The sequence below is a fragment of the Actinomyces sp. HMSC075B09 genome (genome assembly GCF_001812395.1).
GTDB lineage: Bacteria > Actinomycetota > Actinomycetes > Actinomycetales > Actinomycetaceae > Gleimia > Gleimia europaea.
This window is the reverse complement of record NZ_KV808735.1, coordinates 152667-169741: the sequence shown is the minus strand read 5'-3', so window position 1 is coordinate 169741 and position 17075 is coordinate 152667. Positions and strand designations below refer to the sequence as shown.

At 56.5% G+C, this 17075-nt stretch carries 14 protein-coding genes; 5 read left to right on the top strand and 9 right to left on the bottom strand.

Going from position 1 to position 17075, the window contains the following annotated elements; genetic code table 11:
* Positions 1 to 111: 111 nt before the first annotated feature.
* Positions 112 to 2082, top strand: a complete 1971-nt coding sequence (locus tag HMPREF2854_RS05345) for a S9 family peptidase (RefSeq protein WP_070620073.1) — start codon at positions 112 to 114, stop codon at positions 2080 to 2082.
* The gene (locus HMPREF2854_RS05340; RefSeq protein WP_070620071.1) at positions 2072 to 3910 is read left to right on the top strand and encodes a chloride channel protein; all 1839 of its coding nucleotides are present in this window, start codon (positions 2072 to 2074) and stop codon (positions 3908 to 3910) included. The genes HMPREF2854_RS05345 and HMPREF2854_RS05340 overlap by 11 nt, the downstream gene beginning before the upstream one ends.
* Before the next feature lie 159 nt (positions 3911 to 4069).
* Here the strand turns inward: HMPREF2854_RS05340 and HMPREF2854_RS05335 are convergent, their stop codons facing one another.
* The 4 genes from HMPREF2854_RS05335 to HMPREF2854_RS05320 form a co-directional block, all read right to left on the bottom strand.
* Positions 4070 to 6871 carry an aconitate hydratase gene (locus HMPREF2854_RS05335; protein ID WP_070620069.1) on the bottom strand — a complete coding sequence of 934 codons (2802 nt, stop codon included), beginning with the start codon at positions 6869 to 6871 and terminating at the stop codon, positions 4070 to 4072.
* Positions 6872 to 7104: 233 nt separating this feature from the next.
* On the bottom strand, positions 7105 to 8073 hold the full coding sequence (locus tag HMPREF2854_RS05330) for a D-2-hydroxyacid dehydrogenase (RefSeq protein ID WP_070620064.1): 969 nt from the start codon (positions 8071 to 8073) through the stop codon (positions 7105 to 7107).
* An 81-nt stretch (positions 8074 to 8154) separates the two neighbouring features.
* Positions 8155 to 9432 carry a class I SAM-dependent RNA methyltransferase gene (locus tag HMPREF2854_RS05325; protein WP_070620061.1) on the bottom strand — a complete coding sequence of 426 codons (1278 nt, stop codon included), beginning with the start codon at positions 9430 to 9432 and terminating at the stop codon, positions 8155 to 8157.
* 9 nt (positions 9433 to 9441) lie between these two features.
* Positions 9442 to 11286, bottom strand: coding sequence for a hypothetical protein (locus HMPREF2854_RS05320; RefSeq protein ID WP_070620059.1), 1845 nt, complete (start codon positions 11284 to 11286; stop codon positions 9442 to 9444).
* Positions 11287 to 11339: 53 nt separating this feature from the next.
* Between HMPREF2854_RS05320 and HMPREF2854_RS05315 the strand changes: the two genes are divergently transcribed.
* Together HMPREF2854_RS05315 and HMPREF2854_RS05310 are read left to right on the top strand one after the other, a co-directional pair.
* Positions 11340 to 12005: a potassium channel family protein gene (locus tag HMPREF2854_RS05315; RefSeq protein WP_070620057.1), complete on the top strand. Its 666-nt coding sequence runs from the start codon at positions 11340 to 11342 to the stop codon at positions 12003 to 12005.
* Positions 12006 to 12674 (top strand): potassium channel family protein, encoded by a 669-nt coding sequence (locus HMPREF2854_RS05310; protein ID WP_034507474.1) that lies wholly within the window; start codon positions 12006 to 12008, stop codon positions 12672 to 12674. It begins immediately after the preceding gene.
* A gap of 52 nt (positions 12675 to 12726) precedes the next feature.
* Here the strand turns inward: HMPREF2854_RS05310 and HMPREF2854_RS05305 are convergent, their stop codons facing one another.
* Genes HMPREF2854_RS05305 through HMPREF2854_RS05290 form a run of 4 tightly spaced genes read right to left on the bottom strand, consistent with a single transcriptional unit; the run spans position 12727 to position 14753 of the window.
* A complete protein-coding gene (locus HMPREF2854_RS05305; protein ID WP_070620049.1) occupies positions 12727 to 13440 on the bottom strand; it encodes a DUF3159 domain-containing protein in 714 nt (237 codons plus the stop codon).
* Positions 13433 to 13741 carry a hypothetical protein gene (locus HMPREF2854_RS05300; protein WP_146002492.1) on the bottom strand — a complete coding sequence of 103 codons (309 nt, stop codon included), beginning with the start codon at positions 13739 to 13741 and terminating at the stop codon, positions 13433 to 13435. Before HMPREF2854_RS05300 ends, HMPREF2854_RS05305 begins: the two co-directional genes overlap by 8 nt.
* Before the next feature lie 4 nt (positions 13742 to 13745).
* Complete coding sequence (locus HMPREF2854_RS05295; protein ID WP_070620044.1) at positions 13746 to 14411, bottom strand: DUF3710 domain-containing protein; 666 nt, start codon at positions 14409 to 14411, stop codon at positions 13746 to 13748.
* Between the two features lie 42 nt (positions 14412 to 14453).
* Entirely contained in the window at positions 14454 to 14753 is a 300-nt protein-coding gene (locus tag HMPREF2854_RS05290; protein ID WP_034507466.1) for a DUF4193 domain-containing protein, read from the bottom strand.
* Between the two features lie 175 nt (positions 14754 to 14928).
* Between HMPREF2854_RS05290 and sepH the strand changes: the two genes are divergently transcribed.
* Positions 14929 to 15897: a septation protein SepH gene (gene sepH, locus HMPREF2854_RS05285; RefSeq protein WP_070620041.1), complete on the top strand. Its 969-nt coding sequence runs from the start codon at positions 14929 to 14931 to the stop codon at positions 15895 to 15897.
* Here sepH and HMPREF2854_RS05280 read toward each other — a convergent pair.
* Positions 15894 to 17033, bottom strand: a complete 1140-nt coding sequence (locus tag HMPREF2854_RS05280) for an alkaline phosphatase family protein (protein WP_070620039.1) — start codon at positions 17031 to 17033, stop codon at positions 15894 to 15896. The two genes, sepH and HMPREF2854_RS05280, sit on opposite strands and share 4 nt — an antisense overlap.
* Between the last annotated feature and the right edge of the window lie 42 nt (positions 17034 to 17075).

Below are 17075 nucleotides of genomic sequence, written 5' to 3'. Positions count from 1 at the left end.
ATGGGCAAAGTTCATTCACGATAACTAAAGGCGAAATCAGCTTGCCTGCCCACACAAAAATTAAACGCGCTAAATTAGTAGTTAGGCCTAGAGTGAAGATTGGAACTGAAAATGACGCAAAAACGCCCCTACGGCACTTGGGATTCCCCAATCGGTGTTGACGACCTAACCGCACGAACGGTCACGCTTTCCCAACTTCGCGTGGATCGTGACGCAACCATGTGGGTTGAAGGCAGGGCTAACCAGGGAGGTCGTAACGTTCTGCTTCGCAAAGGCCGCGTAGGCATTACCGAAGAGGTTTTGCCCATGATTGAGGGCACTATCTTGCCTGACGTTCGCACTCGCGTGCACGAGTACGGCGGCCGCGCTTACGCCGTTCACGAGGGCGTTATCGTGTTCTCGCACGCCGGTGATGACCGCGTTTACAAGTTTGATCTTAACGATCAGACTCCCGGTATTATTCCTCTGACCGAGCTATCTAAGCGCCGCTACGGCGACTTCCACATTGCTGATGTGCGCGACGTGGTTTACGCGGTCTGTGAAGACCACACGGGCGAGGGCGAGCCAAAGAACTACCTGGTTTCTATCCCACTCGATGGGTCGGGAGCGCGCGAACCAGAGCGGGTGAAGACGCTTTACGACAAGACTGATTTCGTTGCTGCCCCCACGCTCTCACCCGATGGCACCAAGCTTGCGTGGCTTACCTGGAATCATCCGCACATGCCGTGGACCAGCGCTAAACTCCACGTCGCATCAATTTCTTTCGAGGGCGACATTGACCAAATGGTTACGGTTGTCGGGCAGAAGGACGTAGCCGTTTATGAGCCAAGGTGGACCGCCGCTGGCGACCTCATCCACGTTGATGATTCAAGCGGCTGGGCAAACCTGTACCGCACCGAGGGGTTTGAGTGGCACGAAGGCGAGGACTTGAACGCGTGGACCACGCGCCTGCGCACCCGCCGCCTACACCCCTCCCAAAAAGCTTTCTCTCATCCGCACTGGCAACTGGGTCTGCACTCGTTTGACAACCTGGATGAAGATCATCTGATTTGTTCGTGGGCTGAAGGTCCGTACTGGCACCTGGGAACAGTGCGCCTAGATAACGGACAGCTGGAGACCTGGCACACGGATTGGCGTCCCGTTGGCAACGTCGCGGCCTACAACGGCCGGGTTGTCATGCTTGCAGACTCCGATACGCGCACGCCCGCAATCGTTCAGATCAAGAACGGTGAGGTAACTGAGTTGCGCTCGTCTACCTGGACGGATCTGCCCGAACGTGTGATTTCTAAGCCCGAGCCCATCGAGTGGCCCACCGAGGACGGCGAAATCTCCCACGGATACTACTACCCGCCTGCCTCGCCTTCATTCACGGCGCCCGAGGGCGAACTGCCCCCGCTTATCGTCATGATTCACGGCGGCCCCACCTCGGCGGCTCGCCCGGGCCTCACCTTGTCACAACAGTTCTGGACTTCGCGCGGCTTTGCGATTTTGGATGTTAATCACCGCGGTTCCACAGGTTGGGGCAGGCCTTATCGCGAGCGTCTGAACGGTAACTGGGGCGAGATGGTTGTAAGCGATGCCGAAACCGGCGTCCAATACCTGGTTGATAAAGACCTGGCTGACCCAAAGCGCGTTGCGATTCGCGGCGGCTCCGCAGGCGGTTTCGCCACCCTGCTAGCCCTCGCAACGTCCAAGACATTCACCGCAGGCACATCGCTGTACGGTATCGCGGACCTTGCAGCGCTAGTTAAGGAGACGCACAAGTTTGAGTCGCGCTACATTGGCCGTCTCGTAGGTTCAAGCGATCTTTCCGACCCGGTTTGGGCCGAGAAGTCTCCAATCAACCATATTGAAAACGTTGAAGCCCCCCTCCTCTTGCTACAAGGTAGTGAAGACCACGTGGTGCCACCTTCTCAGGCGCAGATGATGAAGGATGCCCTCGAAAAGCTGGGGCGTACTGTCGAACTAAAGATTTACGAGGGAGAAGGACACGGATTTGTCCGCTCCGACACGATTCAAGATGCTCTACTAACTGAACTGGACTTCTACAAGCAGGCTTGGGGAATCGCCAGTGCCGAGTGAGGCGGGCGGCTTACCGCACCCGCGTGAACTTACTGGAAAGATCCGCCATCTCCTCGTATATAGGCGCACCGGTCAAGCTGCGGTTGCGGTGACGGCCGGTGCCCTTACCGGACTGATGGTCGTGTTCATGCACTACCTGATCATCGGGTGGGAATACCTCATGACCGGCTATACGGACTACGCTCCAACGGGCGGCGCTGCGCATGGCTGGCTTGGGATTGGCTCGTGGTTTGTGATTTTCACGCCCGTAATCTCCGCGCTGATCTACGGTCCGCTGATGCAAAAGTGGGCGCCTACTACGCGCGGTCTGGGCATTCCAGAAGTAATGCTGGCAGTTCGCCGCAATGGCGGCGACATGCCCCGTAACGTTTGGTTTATCAAGGTCATTGCTGCCGCGCTAACCATTGGGGGCGGCGGCTCGGTGGGTAAGGTAGGCCCGGTTGTGCAGACGGGCGCTGCGATCTCCTCAATGATCGCACGCCGCCTGCGTATGCCGGTAAAACGCGTGATGGTACTCGTCGCTTGCGGCGCTGCCGCAGGTGTGTCCGCCACCTTCAACGCGCCCCTGGCTGCGGCCGTGTTCGCGATGGAAGTAATCCTCGTGCAATTTTCCGCAGAGATCTTCGGCCTAGCCGTACTGTCATCCGTATCCTCCGTATTAGTTTCGCGAGCGATCCTCGGCGACAAATTCATCATTAGCCTCCCGGGCGCCTATAACCTGGAGTCACAACTGGATCTGTGGGCCGTTCCCCTAGTGGGGCTACTGTGCGGACTCACCGGTCTATTACTGTCAAAAACGCTCTATTTGCTAGCAGATCTTCTAGACCGAATCGACCGTGGCCCAGAATGGCGCCGGCCCGTGGTTGGCAGCATTTTTCTTGGACTCGGTCTGTGGATGTTCCCCGAACTATTCGGCACTTCGACAACCATCCAAACAGAAGCTCTCTTGGGCGCTTACACAGCTTCAGCTCTGTTGCTACATGCGGGCTTGAAAATACTGTTCTCCACCTACACCGTTGCAATCGGAGGCGCAGGCGGCCTGTTTGCCCCTTCGATGTACATTGGCGCGATTGTGGGGACCGCCATCGGCATGTACCTGGAGCCACTAACTTCCACCAGTCCCGCCGTCTTTGGCGTTATCGGTATGGGGGCGTGCTTTGCGGGAGCTATTCGCGCGCCTATGGCCGCCGTCCTGTTAATCATCGAGATGACCGGTCAGTACGGCCTCATTCTTCCCCTCATGCTTGCCATTGTCATTGCTACCGGAACCTCGAGATTCCTTAGCCGCAAAACGATCTACACCGAAAAGCTTATTCGCCGCGGCGACATCCTCGATGATCCCGTCGATGCCACCTTGATGGGCAATAACGCTGCGAAGACCCTAATGGGCCCCGTTCCAGGCCTGATCGCTACAACCAATACAATCCCGGAAGCCTCTCAAATCATGCGCTCCTCGGAATCTTCACTTCTTCCCGTCGTAGATGAGGAGGGGAAGTTTGTGGGCACCGTATCTTCAATGGAGCTTGCCAGCGCGCGTCTTTCTGACGATACTCCCCCAACTGTGGCTGATCTACATCTGTCCACCGCTTCAGTTCCGGCAAGCGCCACGCCCTCGGTGTTCATGCAACGAATGCTTGCTACGCACGTGGCTGGCATGCCGGTAGTTGAAAGCGGGGAGGTTATTGGCTGGATTTCTTCTGAGGAACTGGTTCGTCGTATGTATCGCGAGCAGCGCCGCGCCTTGGAACGACGCGAAGCCGAGTCTTCCTGGGGCTCTCGCTGGCAACAACGGCACGCCAATCGTGACATCGACGAGGCTACTTCTTAACTCTCCCGGGAAGTCCTCCCATCACTTCGATGCCCTCATTTTCACGAGGAGTTAGCTCGCGTAGCCGGAAGCGGATTCCTTGCCTCCCCGCCTCTCGCCCCCATACACACAAAAGCGGGCGAGGCCAGTTCCCTTCGGCCCCGCCCGCTGAGTGTGCGTTTACTTCACGAGTTCGCGAAGAACGTACTGCAAGATGCCACCGTTGCGGTAGTAGTCCGCTTCACCCGGTGTGTCGATGCGTACAACCGCGTCGAACTCAATCGTGTCACCGTTTTCCTTGGTAGCGCATACCTTAACAGTCTTCGGTGTTACGCCCTCATTCAGCGCCTCAATGCCTGCAATGTCAAAGACTTCGGTGCCGTCAAGGCCAAGCGAATCAGCGTTTTCACCGGCCGGGAACTGCAGCGGCATGACGCCCATACCGATCAGGTTAGAGCGGTGAATCCGCTCGAAGGATTCGGTAATAACTGCCTTCACGCCCAGCAGGCTGGTGCCCTTGGCAGCCCAGTCACGAGAGGATCCGGAGCCGTATTCCTTACCACCGAGCACCACAAGCGGAACACCGGCTTCGCGGTAATTCTGCGCAGCCTCGTACACGGTTGCCTGTGGCCCACCGGAAGTCGTGAAGTCGCGGGTGTAGCCACCCTCAACATCGTCAAGTAGCTGGTTCTTGATGCGGATGTTTGCAAAAGTACCGCGAATCATGACTTCGTGGTTACCACGGCGAGAACCGTAGGAGTTGAAGTCGCGGCGCTCCACACCGTTGTCAACCAGGTACTTACCGGCGGGCGTGTCTGCGCGGAATGAGCCGGCTGGCGAAATATGGTCGGTGGTTACCGAGTCGCCGAGCTTCAACAGTACGCGCGCGCCCTTCACGTCCTTAACGGGATCCGGTTCCATCGTCATGCCCTCGAAGAACGGGGCCTTGCGAATGTAGGTGGAGTCTTCCGCCCAGTCAAACGTTGCGCCGTCCGGCGTTTCAAGGGCGCGCCACTTCTCGTCACCCTTGAACACGTCAGCATAGTCGTGCAGGAACATTTCGCGGTCAATCGTCGCATCGATCGTTTCCTGTACCAGCTTCGGATCGGGCCAGATGTCGCGCAGGAACACGTCGTTGCCGGCCTGATCTTGGCCAAGCGGCTCTGTTTCAAAGTCGAAATCCATGGTTCCGGCCAGCGCGTAGGCGATTACGAGCGGCGGCGAAGCCAGGTAGTTCATTTTGACGTCAGGGTTAATGCGACCTTCAAAGTTGCGGTTACCGGAGAGTACCGAAACAACCGTTAGATCCTCTTCGTTCACAACTGCAGAGACTTCGTCCGGTAGCGGTCCGGAGTTACCGATACACGTGGTGCAGCCGTAACCAACCAGGTTGAAGCCCAGTTCGTTCAAATACGGCCACATCCCGGCCTTCTCGTAGTAGTTGGTAACAACCTGCGAGCCAGGTGCCATTGAAGTCTTAACCCACGGCTTGCTCTTTAAGCCCTTTTCTACCGCATTCTTAGCGAGCAATGCGGCTGCCATCATGACCGACGGGTTTGACGTGTTGGTGCAGGACGTAATTGAGGCGATTACAACATCACCGTGGTCAAGTACCGTCTCGGTGCCGTCAGCAAGCGTGATGCCCACCCGGTGATGAGGACGCTCATCAGCAAGCTTTGGCTCGCTCGGCGGAACGGCATCTTCTTGGCTGCCGAACTTGACCGGGTCAGAAGCTCCCATGGAATCTGCAAGCGATTTGTCGAGGCCCGTTGGCTCCAGGCCCTTGCCGGAAATGTAGTCCGGGAGCGTGCCCGCGAAAGATTCTTTGGCTTCAGATAGTTCGATGCGGTCCTGCGGGCGCTTCGGGCCGGCAATGGATGGAACGACCGTGGAAAGATCGAGCTCGAGGTATTCGGAGTACTTCGCTTCGCGCGATGGATCGTGCCATAGGCCCTGTTCCTTCGCGTATACCTCAACGAGGCGGATAAGGGACTCATCGCGGCCGGTAAGGCGCAGGTAGTCGAGGGTGACGTCGTCGATCGGGAAGATCGCGGCAGTGGAGCCGAACTCTGGCGACATGTTGCCGATCGTTGCACGGTTGGCCAGTGGCACTGCTGCAACGCCTTCGCCGTAAAATTCAACAAACTTGCCCACAACCCCGTGTTCGCGCAACATTTGCGTGATGGTGAGGACAACGTCAGTTGCGGTTGCGCCGGAGGGGATCTCGCCGGACAGCTTGAAGCCCACAACCTTCGGGATCAGCATCGAAACGGGCTGGCCGAGCATTGCGGCCTCAGCTTCAATACCGCCAACGCCCCAGCCGAGGACGCCCAGGCCGTTCACCATCGTGGTGTGCGAGTCGGTTCCCACGCAGGTGTCCGGGTAGGCAACGGTCTTACCGTCTTCTTCCTTGATGAACACGGTACGCGCTAGGTATTCGATGTTTACCTGGTGGACGATGCCCGTGCCCGGCGGAACAACGCGGAAGTTTTCAAACGCATCCTGGCCCCAACGCAAGAACTGGTAGCGCTCGCCGTTACGCTGGTATTCCAGTTCGACGTTTCGAGCAAATGCGCTTTGCGTACCGAACGAGTCGATCTGTACCGAATGGTCAATCACGAGTTCAGCCGGATTTAGTGGATTGATCTTGTTTGGATCGCCGCCCAGGTCAGCCACGGCCTCACGCATGGTTGCAAGGTCTACCACGCAGGGCACACCCGTGAAGTCTTGAAGCACTACGCGTGCGGGGGTGAACTGGATCTCCGTGTCTGGATCAGCCGAAGGATCCCAGTTAACCAGGGCCTCAATGTGTTCTTTGGTGGTGTTCGCACCATCTTCGGTACGAAGAAGGTTTTCTGCCAAAACCTTCAGAGCGTAAGGTAGCTTCGATGCTCCCGGCACAGCGTCGAGCCGGTAAATTTCGTAAGACTTACCATCTACATCAAGATCCGCGCGGGACTTGAAACTGTCTAGGCTGGTCACGTCATCTCCTCGTGAAATATGAGACTGCTCTCCAACATCAATATCTTGATGTCAAGATACTTAATGCTAACACTTTCACTCAACATTTTCGTTGGTTGGCACGCTTTTCGCTGTGTTTCAGATAACAGGCCCGAGAACATGCGGTTTTTACGCATAAAGAACCGCCCTTGGGCGCATACTTTTCGCTACGAGAGCTTTAGTTAAATAGCGCGGCAAGGACGGTTCACTACTGATTAGTATTTGAGGTCGTAGTTGATCTGGTTGATGAGAGGCTCGCCGCGGCGATAACGGCGAAGGTTTTGGGCGAATATCGCGAACGCGCGCTTGAAGTAGTGCTGGCTCGGACCGGAGTTGTGAGGAGTCATCAATAGGTTATCCAGGTCCCACAGCGGCGAATCTTTCGGAACCGGCTCCGTGGCGAACACATCTAGGTAAGCGCCCTTTAGCGTTTGCGCCCTCAGCGCGGCAACGAGGTCTTCTTCAACGGTAAGATCACCGCGCCCAACATTTATGAAAACAGCCTCGCCGTTCATTAGCGCAAATTTGGAGGCATCGAAGAGTCCTCGGGTGGCGTCTGTGGAAGGAAGTACGCATACAACGTAGTTTGCCTGAGGCAGGAGGGATTCCAGCGAATCCATGGTAAACATGGCGTCGAAGTACTGAGGGAGCTCATCGGTAAGGCGATTTCGGATACCGGTAACGTGCATGTCGAAGGCTTTTGCCTTGCGAGCAATTTCGCGCCCGATCGCCCCAGCTCCGACGATCAAGAGTTTCTGATCGGCTAGTTCACTAACCGCAATGGTCTGATCCCAGACCCTATCCGCTTGGTTTTGGAACGCGGTTATCAGGTTGCGTGAGAACATGATCATTGCGCCGAAAACCTGTTCTGCGATGGGCTTTGCCTGCACGCCAGAGGTGTTGGTCAAAACCACGCCCATCTTAGAAAGTTCGCGCAGCGGATAGCGATCTATACCCGCAGAGTAGGAAAACACCCAACGCAGGTTCTGGAACTGATCTAGCTTTGCCGCGTTCAAGGGCGCGTTATTCAAGATGATTTCGATGTTCTCCTTATCGGGAAGCATCGAATCAAAATCGGAGTAAACCTTCCACTCTTCCGCATTCCCAAACTCCTGACGCATAGCCTGGTCAATTTGGTCAGCATCGATCTTCACAAAGCCGCCGCTATCAGTTATTGCAATCATCGCGGTTCCTCCTACTGGTAGAAGCTTTATTCCACACTACAGCCATGCCAATACACGCGGCTCGGCTAGTTTGGCACGAGGTTACTTTCGAGTCAGAACGGAAACTATCTCCACGTGGTGGGTTTGCGGGAACAGGTCGAGGGCAGTGAACGCCTCCAGCTCATATCCGGCATCAAAAAGGCCGGCGAGGTCACGTGCACCCGCGGCCGGATCACAGGACACCAGCACAACCCGGCTGGCCCCCACCGCCGCGAGCGCACCTATGACATCTTTACCGGCACCACTGCGAGGAGGATCCAAAACGATAGTTCGCGGCCTCTCCCCCAGGTCAGACCATGCGCGCATGATGGACTTTGAGTTCACCCGTCCGGCACGCAGATCACGATCAACCTCAACTCCACGCAGGTTCTCCCTAGCGTAGCCAACTGCCTCTTTTGATCCCTCAATCGACACGATAGCGCCGCGCGGGCCGAGCTCGCGGCCCAAGAACTTTGTGAACAGTCCCGCCCCGGCGTAGAGCTCAATCACGACGTCGCCCTCTTCTACGCGCGCACCGTCAAGCACGAGCTCTACCAGGTCAGCAGGAGCGCTAACGTGAGCCTGCCAAAAGCCCGAGGCAGCCACCGAGAACTTCTCAACCGTTCCGCGAGCGCGCACCTGCCAATCGGCCCGGTCACTTACGCGCCGGTTTGCGCCGTTGAATACCTGGTTGCCAATTACAACTCGGCGTCCGCCATCGCCCGGGGCAACTATGCGAACTTTCTTGCCGGGACGCAGATACTGCTTCCAGGGAGTATCGCCTAACATGCCAAGTTCGAGGATCGGTTCCACAGCGAGGGGCATGGTTTCAATTTCGACCAGCTCGTTTGAGTTTTCTTTCTTCATTGCGAGGCGCCTTGCCGGTGATACCTCAAAATCAACTCGAGTGCGCCAGTTTAAGCCGCGGGGGTCACTTGCCGGGTGAACCTGCAGGGCGCTTTCTCCCACGGCGCCTACGACTCGTTCGAGGGTGTTTGTTCCCCCGACTCGCGCCAACTGGTCTTTAATAACTTCCGTTTTCCATTCGCGCTGGTATTCGAGGGCAACGTGTCCGAGGTCGGCGCCGCCTACACCACTCGCTGCGGCCTCGGGCCAAATATGCGCCACACGGCGATCGGAAGGCTCCAAAATGTTTATGGCACTTCCGTAGGAAACTTTGGAGCGGCGGCTATCTACGCGCACGTCTACGAGCTCTTCCGGGATTGCTCCGGAGATGAACAGAGGCCGGCCATCCACGAGTGAGAAGCATGTTCCCCCATGGGCGGGACGTAGCGCCCTGACCTGTTTGATGATGTCCGGGCTTTCACCGTTGGTGTGCATAATCTTTCCTTAATCTGCCCAGGGCACGAGTGTTACCAACACGCCGGGTTCGTCTAGGAGTGTCTTTTCGAGGTGTTTCATTTCCGTGTTGTGCAAACGCCCAAGTAAGGCGGTTCTGAACATTACATGAGGGAGCACCACGTTTACGAGTCGGTTCGGGTGTGCTGCCCGGGTTCGACGCACGTGCTCGATGATTGCTTCGGTTGGCCTGGAAGGGCCGGCATCGAGGACGGTGAGGTTCGCTCCGAGGTTTTCCTCGCGCCATTTCTTGAGCGCTTCTTCACTATCACTGCCGCCGGTATCTACATGGATCAGTTCGATCGAGTACGGCCTGGTCGATTTGATCCATTTGGTTGCGCGCGTGAGCGCTGGCCCCATACTTTGCGCGATGATCATGTAGTGCACGCGCCCGGGCGTGATTGGGTCTTCAGTGGTGGTTTCACCGGCGCCAACTCCGTAGTTTAGGTAGTGGCGGCGTACGGTGTACAGCACGAAGTAGAGCAGCAGAATGAGCCCGGCCACTACCCAAGCGCCCTCGAAGATGCCAGAGGCTACGACTAACACGAGCACTACCACACTGATCACGAGGCCACCTAGTGCCATCAGACGCGCACGTCTCATTTTGTTCCTCTCTGGGAAGTGCCCTTCATTTTTCAGTTTCGCGTTCCAGAATTTCACGGTTGACCAGCGGGTTAGGGTGAGCGATAAGAACCCTGACACTGCAAGCATCGGAACGAGGATACGGAACTGGGCCGATCCCACCAGTATCAGACCAATCGCTCCAAGGGTGAAGATGAAAGGGGTAAACGCCATCCGTGTTGGATCGTTCATGAGGTGGACGGGAAGCAGATGGAAGTTGGCTAGTTCACCGCTAAGCTTGTCCGCGCTGTGCAGTACCGTCCTCGCTGATGCTATCGCTGCAATAATCAAAACGATCGTCGTTACCAGCAAGAACCATTCTTCCACGCCTACCGTGCGCAGGGCCGCGTAGAAGGTGTTGCGCCGTCCAATGAACCGCGCAGAATCAACGTCGCGGATGTTGAGCATGGCGAGCATGGCTGTCATCGAGGCAGTTAGGCTCATTGAAATCTTTGCAATACCAGCGTGCTTAACATGCGGGTAAGAAAAGTAAGAAAGGTCTGCGGTTAGGTGTCTAAGGAGCAGCGCGGGGGCGAGGACAACGCCAAGCCCAAGGCCAAGGGCAGGCACGATTCCGCGCGCAAACGGCGAGCGGCTTCCAACCTCGGTTGTGACTATCGCAAGGTCTGCCGAGGAGGTTTGCGAGAAGTACGGCGATGACCCGATCATGCCGGCGGTCAAAAACAGCAGCAGGAGGAAGCTAAGCACAACTATGGTTGCACCGACCCTGGTTGAGCGCGGCGCCACTTGGAATGTCTGTAGCATTGCAATGGCAACAACGGCGCATATTGCAATCGGCGTGCGCGCGGGAATAAGCACAGGCCACATGGATCCGAGCAAGAAACTAATCGAAGCCCCTGCGATAGCGAACGTCACGATATATTCAGAAAGTTGCGCCGCCGCCGTGAGAGTGGACATTCGGGTGCCAAGCGAATCATCGACGCCCGCGAAGTCCCCTACGTACCGGCGTCTTGCTAGTAGAACCGGAATGTCAGAAATCGTGATCAGCGCAATAAGCGGAACCGCAAACACTGTGAGCCACGCCGCGATTGAGGCATCTAAGTAGCCCAGTGGTGACAGCACGTGCAGTAGCGCATCCGGCTGCCAAATTGGGATCAAAACCAGTAGAGAAGCCGAAGCGAGGAACGCGGATGCTCGCGCCAGCGGATATGCTCCGCCCTTCGCTCGCCTAATACCCGCGCTCATTGATGTCATGTCCCCAACTCTACAGGCACACGAAGCGAGCGCGTTCTTGATAGTTTTATTAAATGCACTTTGTTGTCATGGGAGCCGGGCGCGTTGGAACAACGCTTGCCACGCTTTTAGATCAAAGAGGCCACTCGGTGGCTGTAATCGACCAAAATCCCGAGGCCTTTCGGCGTCTGCCCGCAAACTTTACTGGCCGACGCGTGACTGGCGTTGGATTTGACCGCGACACGCTACGGCAAGCCGGCATTGAAGATGCCTACGCTTTTGCGGCAGTGTCTAACGGAGATAACTCGAACATCATTTCTGCAAGAGTGGTGCGTGAAACCTTCAAAGTTGAACGCGTTGTGGCCAGGATCTATGACCCAACTCGTGCGGAAGTATACGAAAAGCTTGGTATCCCCACCATTGCCACGGTACGGCGAACAACCGAAGCGGTGCTGTCTTGGATGATGCCACCGGACGTCAACCGCGTGTGGACGCACCCCACCGGAGATGTTGCACTGGTTTGCGCCCGGCCTGCATCGAGCTGGTACGGATTGTCCTTCGCTATGGTTCGCCAGCTAACCGAATACCCCGTTGTGTTCGTGTCCCGCCAAGGCCACATGGACGTGGCTAACGATGACCTAATCGTTCAAGAAAATGACGAACTTTACTTCGCGATCTCACTGGCTGAGGAAACCAGGATCCGCGAAATCCTTGCCAACGATCCAGCAGTGGGAGCATAAATGCTTATCGTAATCGCCGGAGCAGGTTCGGTTGGGCGCTCTATCGCACGCGAACTTCTACTAAAGAAACACGAAGTTACCCTCATTGATCGTCTGCCCGACCAGATGCGTGTCGCCACTGTGGCTGAAGCTGATTGGATCCTGGCAGACGCATGCTCGCCCGAAACTCTTGACGCCGCAAACGTGGGCAACTGTGACGTCATGGTTGCCGCAACCGGAGACGATAAAGCAAACCTCGTCATCTCTTTGCTAGCCAAAACAGAGTTTGGCGTGCCGCGCGTTGTTGCCCGCGTGAACAACCCAAAAAACGAGTGGATGTTCAACTCAACCTGGGGCGTTGACGTGCCCGTGTCCACTCCGCGCGTCATGACCGCCCTCGTTGAAGAAGCCGTGAGTGTTGGCGCTTTGGTTCGCCTCTTCCAATTCCACGAGGCCGGCACCGCAATCTATGCCATAACGCTTCCCGCAGATTCACGCGCAAGCGGAAAGAAGATCGCCCAGTTGGGGCTGCCTTCCGACGCGCGCGTGCTCACCGTACTACGCGACGACGCGCCCGTTGATAACGAGGACGAGTTCGAACTTGCCGCCGGAGACGAAGTGGTTCTAATGCTGTCTTCATTTGAAAAGTCTCTTGGCCAAGACGTCGAGCAGGTGTTCGGCTCCAAATAGGCCGGGCGCGTAGGGCTCCGCCCCGACGCAAATTTAGAAACCGCGCACCGATCTAGTCAGTAGCTGTCGCGTTGCCCTTGGACTTCGTCTGCACGACTTCCCGGTACGGCCGTAGCTGAACCCATGTAACCCAAGCGACGAGGAGGAATGGGGGTAGTCCCAGAAGTAATTTGGCCGTTCCGAGCATCGCAACCTGGCCGCCCAGCCACAGAGGGATCTGCACCAAGAACCGCAAGGCGAACAGGGCGAACCACAACCATGACAGATTTCGCGATACCCTTGCCAAACGATCAAACGAGCCCGGGTTTTTCCACCACTTCCACCGCAATTGCCAAACCGGTGTCAGCGCCATCGACACCACCGGGTAACGGACCAAATTAGCCACCATAATTGCCATCCCATACGCGGCTGAAGTAATGATGCCAAAAGCGAAAAAGTTCTCGCCCCTACCCGACCACAGGGCCCAAATAACTCCGATGGCTACACCCACGAACCCGGAAACTGAATATGTGACTGGCTGCCGACTTACCAGCCGAATCAAAATCAGCACTACCGAAATGCCGCCTGCCAAAATGAGTGGCCATTTCAGGCCCATCGTGATCACGTAAGCAACCACAAACACCAAGACAGGAAGCACAGACTCGATCGCGCCGCGCACTCCCCCAACCGCCTGCCACGCGTCAAACTGATCGGCGTTAAGTTGACTGGCTAAAGATTTGCTCTTACCACCTAGATTGCCTGCCGCCTCGTCGATCGAATCACTCATCAATGTCCCCCAGGATTTGAAAATGAGGATTCCACAGAAGCTGCTCAGAAAACTGTTGCATCACGTTGCCTTGAACAACCATGTGGGCGCCAACATGAACGCCCGGAATCTCACGCCTGCCCGGCCAGGCAACAATTACGGTACCCGTATCATCCTTCAAGTGTGCCCGTAGCGTCATCGACGCGCCTTCAATCGGGTACGTTATAGCAACCACCCGCCCCGAAACCACCGCGCGCATCCGCGGTTTCAATGCCGCGATAGCGGTGCGCGGCTGGTCTACTAATCGCGTTGGAAGAGTCAACCTACTACTTATCGTCCTGCGGCTCAGAAGCCGCCGTAAGCTCTGATGGAAGCGTGAACGGGATTACCGAAAGCGGTGCTCGCGGCGCGTCACCACGTTCGATAACGAGGCCAGAAATGACCGCCGCAACGGGCTCCCAAGCTTTCTCATCGGACAGAGCAGCACCCGCAAGGTCAATACGCAACGCCCAACGGTTACCCTCAATAGTGAAGATCCTGCTCGGAGCTATTGCATCGCGCCCATCTTGGGTCTTCACCACCGTGTGCGCAACCAATTCTTCGCCCCATGGACCTTCGTGTACCTCAACCTTGGCACCCTGCTGTTCCAGAGCTTCCTTCGTTGCGCGTAGCACCTCCTGGGCTGCACCACCGGACTTCGGATTCGCAATCACCATCATCTGCATGACGGAATTACCAATCACCACGTTCATTCGAAAAATGGTTTTGTCCGGCGAGAACACGGGCTGGATTTGAATTCCTGCAATAGCGGGAAGTTTTAGTGGCCCAAGGTCAATGTATCCCTGAGAAACGTCACGCTGGCTGATATCGAAAGGCCCGTGCTCCGGGGCTTGCGCTCCGCCGGCTTCAGCAGACGCGTCATCTGCCAGCGGTTCTTCGTCGCGAGCCTGCGCTACGTCCTCGGTCTTCTTCTTGCGCTTGAATAACGCCACTAAATTTCACCTACTACAATCAAAACCTACCGAACGGCCAGTCTACTCCGCACACTCGGTGCATACAGGCAACCCATCCTGCTCGTAGGCAAGCTGCGAAATGTGGTGTACCAAGAAGCACTCCGAACAGGTGAACTCGTCATCTTGACGCGGAACAACCCGAACTGTGAGCTCCTCATTAGATAGATCTGCGCCCGGTAGTTCGAAATCTTCTGCAATCTCGTTCTCATCCTCATCGACCACATTCGAGCCCTGGTCATTGCGACGGCTCTTCAGTTCTTCGAGAGAGTCTTCCGAAACATCATCATCGTTCTTACGAGGCGCATCGTAATCTGTAGCCATGGTTACCTCTTCATACTCATCTGGGTGGACACAACAGCTGTTACTGCATATTAATGCCGCGCGGGGATATTAGCATTGATTTCAGCAATGAACGCAACCGACAAGCGACACGCGCATAATGTAGCACGATGAGAGCCACTTAGGTGCCATGCTTCATACTAGGGACGGAGGATTAATGATCGAGCTTGAACTTTTAGGCCCGCACGGGGATGGTTCGCAGTTGGTTTTTACCGATAAAGACGGCGAACGCTACATGATTGTTGTGGATGATGCTCTCAAGGCAGCGATCAGGCGAGGTGAGCTGAAGCTCGAGTCATTTCCTAAATCCGGGTCCGTCCTGCGTCCTCGCGAAATCCAGCAACTTCTGCGTGCGGGCATGCCAGCCGCCGAAATCGCGGCGAACTATGACATCGACATTGACCGCATTAATCGCTTTCTTGCGCCGGTTGTCACCGAACGCAACTACATCGTGTCCGCCGCATTGGCCGAGCCCGTCGGTGGCGAGGCGGGAGCACCCCAGCTGGGCGACCTGGTAATCGATAGACTCGCAACCCGAGGCGTCGATGCCCACTCCCTTTCCTGGACCGCGCTACGCGAGGGCGACCGCCCGTGGGAGCTGCACCTAACATTTGTTCAGGCAGCCACCGAGCGCCGCGCCTCCTGGCAGGTATCCAACCGCGGTGTACTTATTTGCGCACTGGATGAAGAAGCGCGCTGGCTTACCGAAACCACCACTCCTGCCGCCACCAATGTGACTAGCCTGCCTGAAGGCGAAGCTCCTACCAACACGCCGGGAGAAGCGGCCTCACCTGACGACGTTGAGAAGATCCTTGGCGATTTGGCTTCGAAACGAGGCCGACGCAGGGAATCGAAATCGCAAAGTAAAACTGAGACCGTTGAGAAGCCATCGCTGTTGCGCTTCCCTAAACCAGCCCAGCCTGAGCCGAAGGTGGAGGCCGAGGAGCCCATCGCCGAACCCGAACCGGCCCAGCCGCAACCGGTTGTAAGCGAAGACAGTGATGCGTTGCCCGGCTTTGAAAAACTCGAAGTTCAAGAGCCTGAACCAAAGACGAACAATCGTAGTGGTAAGCGCCGCTCGGTCCCCTCGTGGGACGAGATCGTTTTTGGCACGCGCAGTAACTAATCGAACCTGAGGATCGGAATGGCAAGCTCAGCAGAGCTGAACGAGCCGTGCACACCCACTAGGTCTATCGACTTTTTAGGCTGAGTGCGTGAATCCACCACCACCCAGTCATCGTGCATGAATGCCACGGCATCACCCGTAAGTGTTGCTCCGCTTTCACCGCCCAGTATTTCTACTACTTCGCGACCCTGCACGATGGTGGCGCGCTCCCCCAGTTCGTCTCTCCAACGGCCGATCACTTCGTTGAGGTTGGTGGCCGCGTGGATATGCACGGCTCTACCCTCGCCCGCGATCAGTTCTAAGTCCTGCTGCAACTGCGGGTTTTGCGCCACGTCGATGCGTCTTTCCGGCCGCGTGTTAACCATTCCGTGATCACCCGTCACAAGCGCGCACACGCCTTTTGGCAGTTCCCTATTTATGCGCGCCAGCGCCGCATCCACGAGCTCAAGTTCGGCAACCCACTTGTCGCAGTCTGTACCAAAACCGTGCCCCACGTGGTCAAGGTCAGACCAATACAGGTAGACCACGGCCGTGCCCTCCCTTAGCTGTTGCATTGCCGCGTCTATTCGCTCGTCAAGGGTCTGCGCACCAACTGGGCGTGCTCCACGCAGGGCCGCCATAGTTAACCCCGATCCGGCAAACCGTTGCGGCATGATCGCCGCAGAATTTACACCCGCTCGGCTCGCCACCTCAAACATGGTGGGATTCGACTGCCATTCTTCAGGGGGTACACTCGCGTTTTCAAAGGTAAGAAGCGTAGTTACTTGGCTACCGTCCTTAACGGACCAGCCCACCATGTTTGTTTTTCCGGGCATAAGGCCGGTTGCAAAAGACGAGATAGCCGCGGCGGTGGTTGAGGGCAGAATGGTACACGCCCTCAACATGTCGGCTTTTCTCGAGCGCAAAAACGGCGTGTAAGGAAAATGGTTTGCTACAAGCTCAAAACCAAAACCGTCAATCAAAACCACGAGGGTTTGCTGGCTCTCTTTCAACTGTAGATAGTTTGCAAGGCGATCGCGCTGCTCCTCAGCCCGAGGTGCCGGTCCGCTCACTCCCCACGCCCTAAAAATCACGGGCAAAATATCGCAGATAGACGGGTGAGCGGCGCGCATAACCTGCGCTTTATGTAAACTCATAGCCCCTTCCAACAGACATGCCCTCGCTTAAATTTCAGTTGC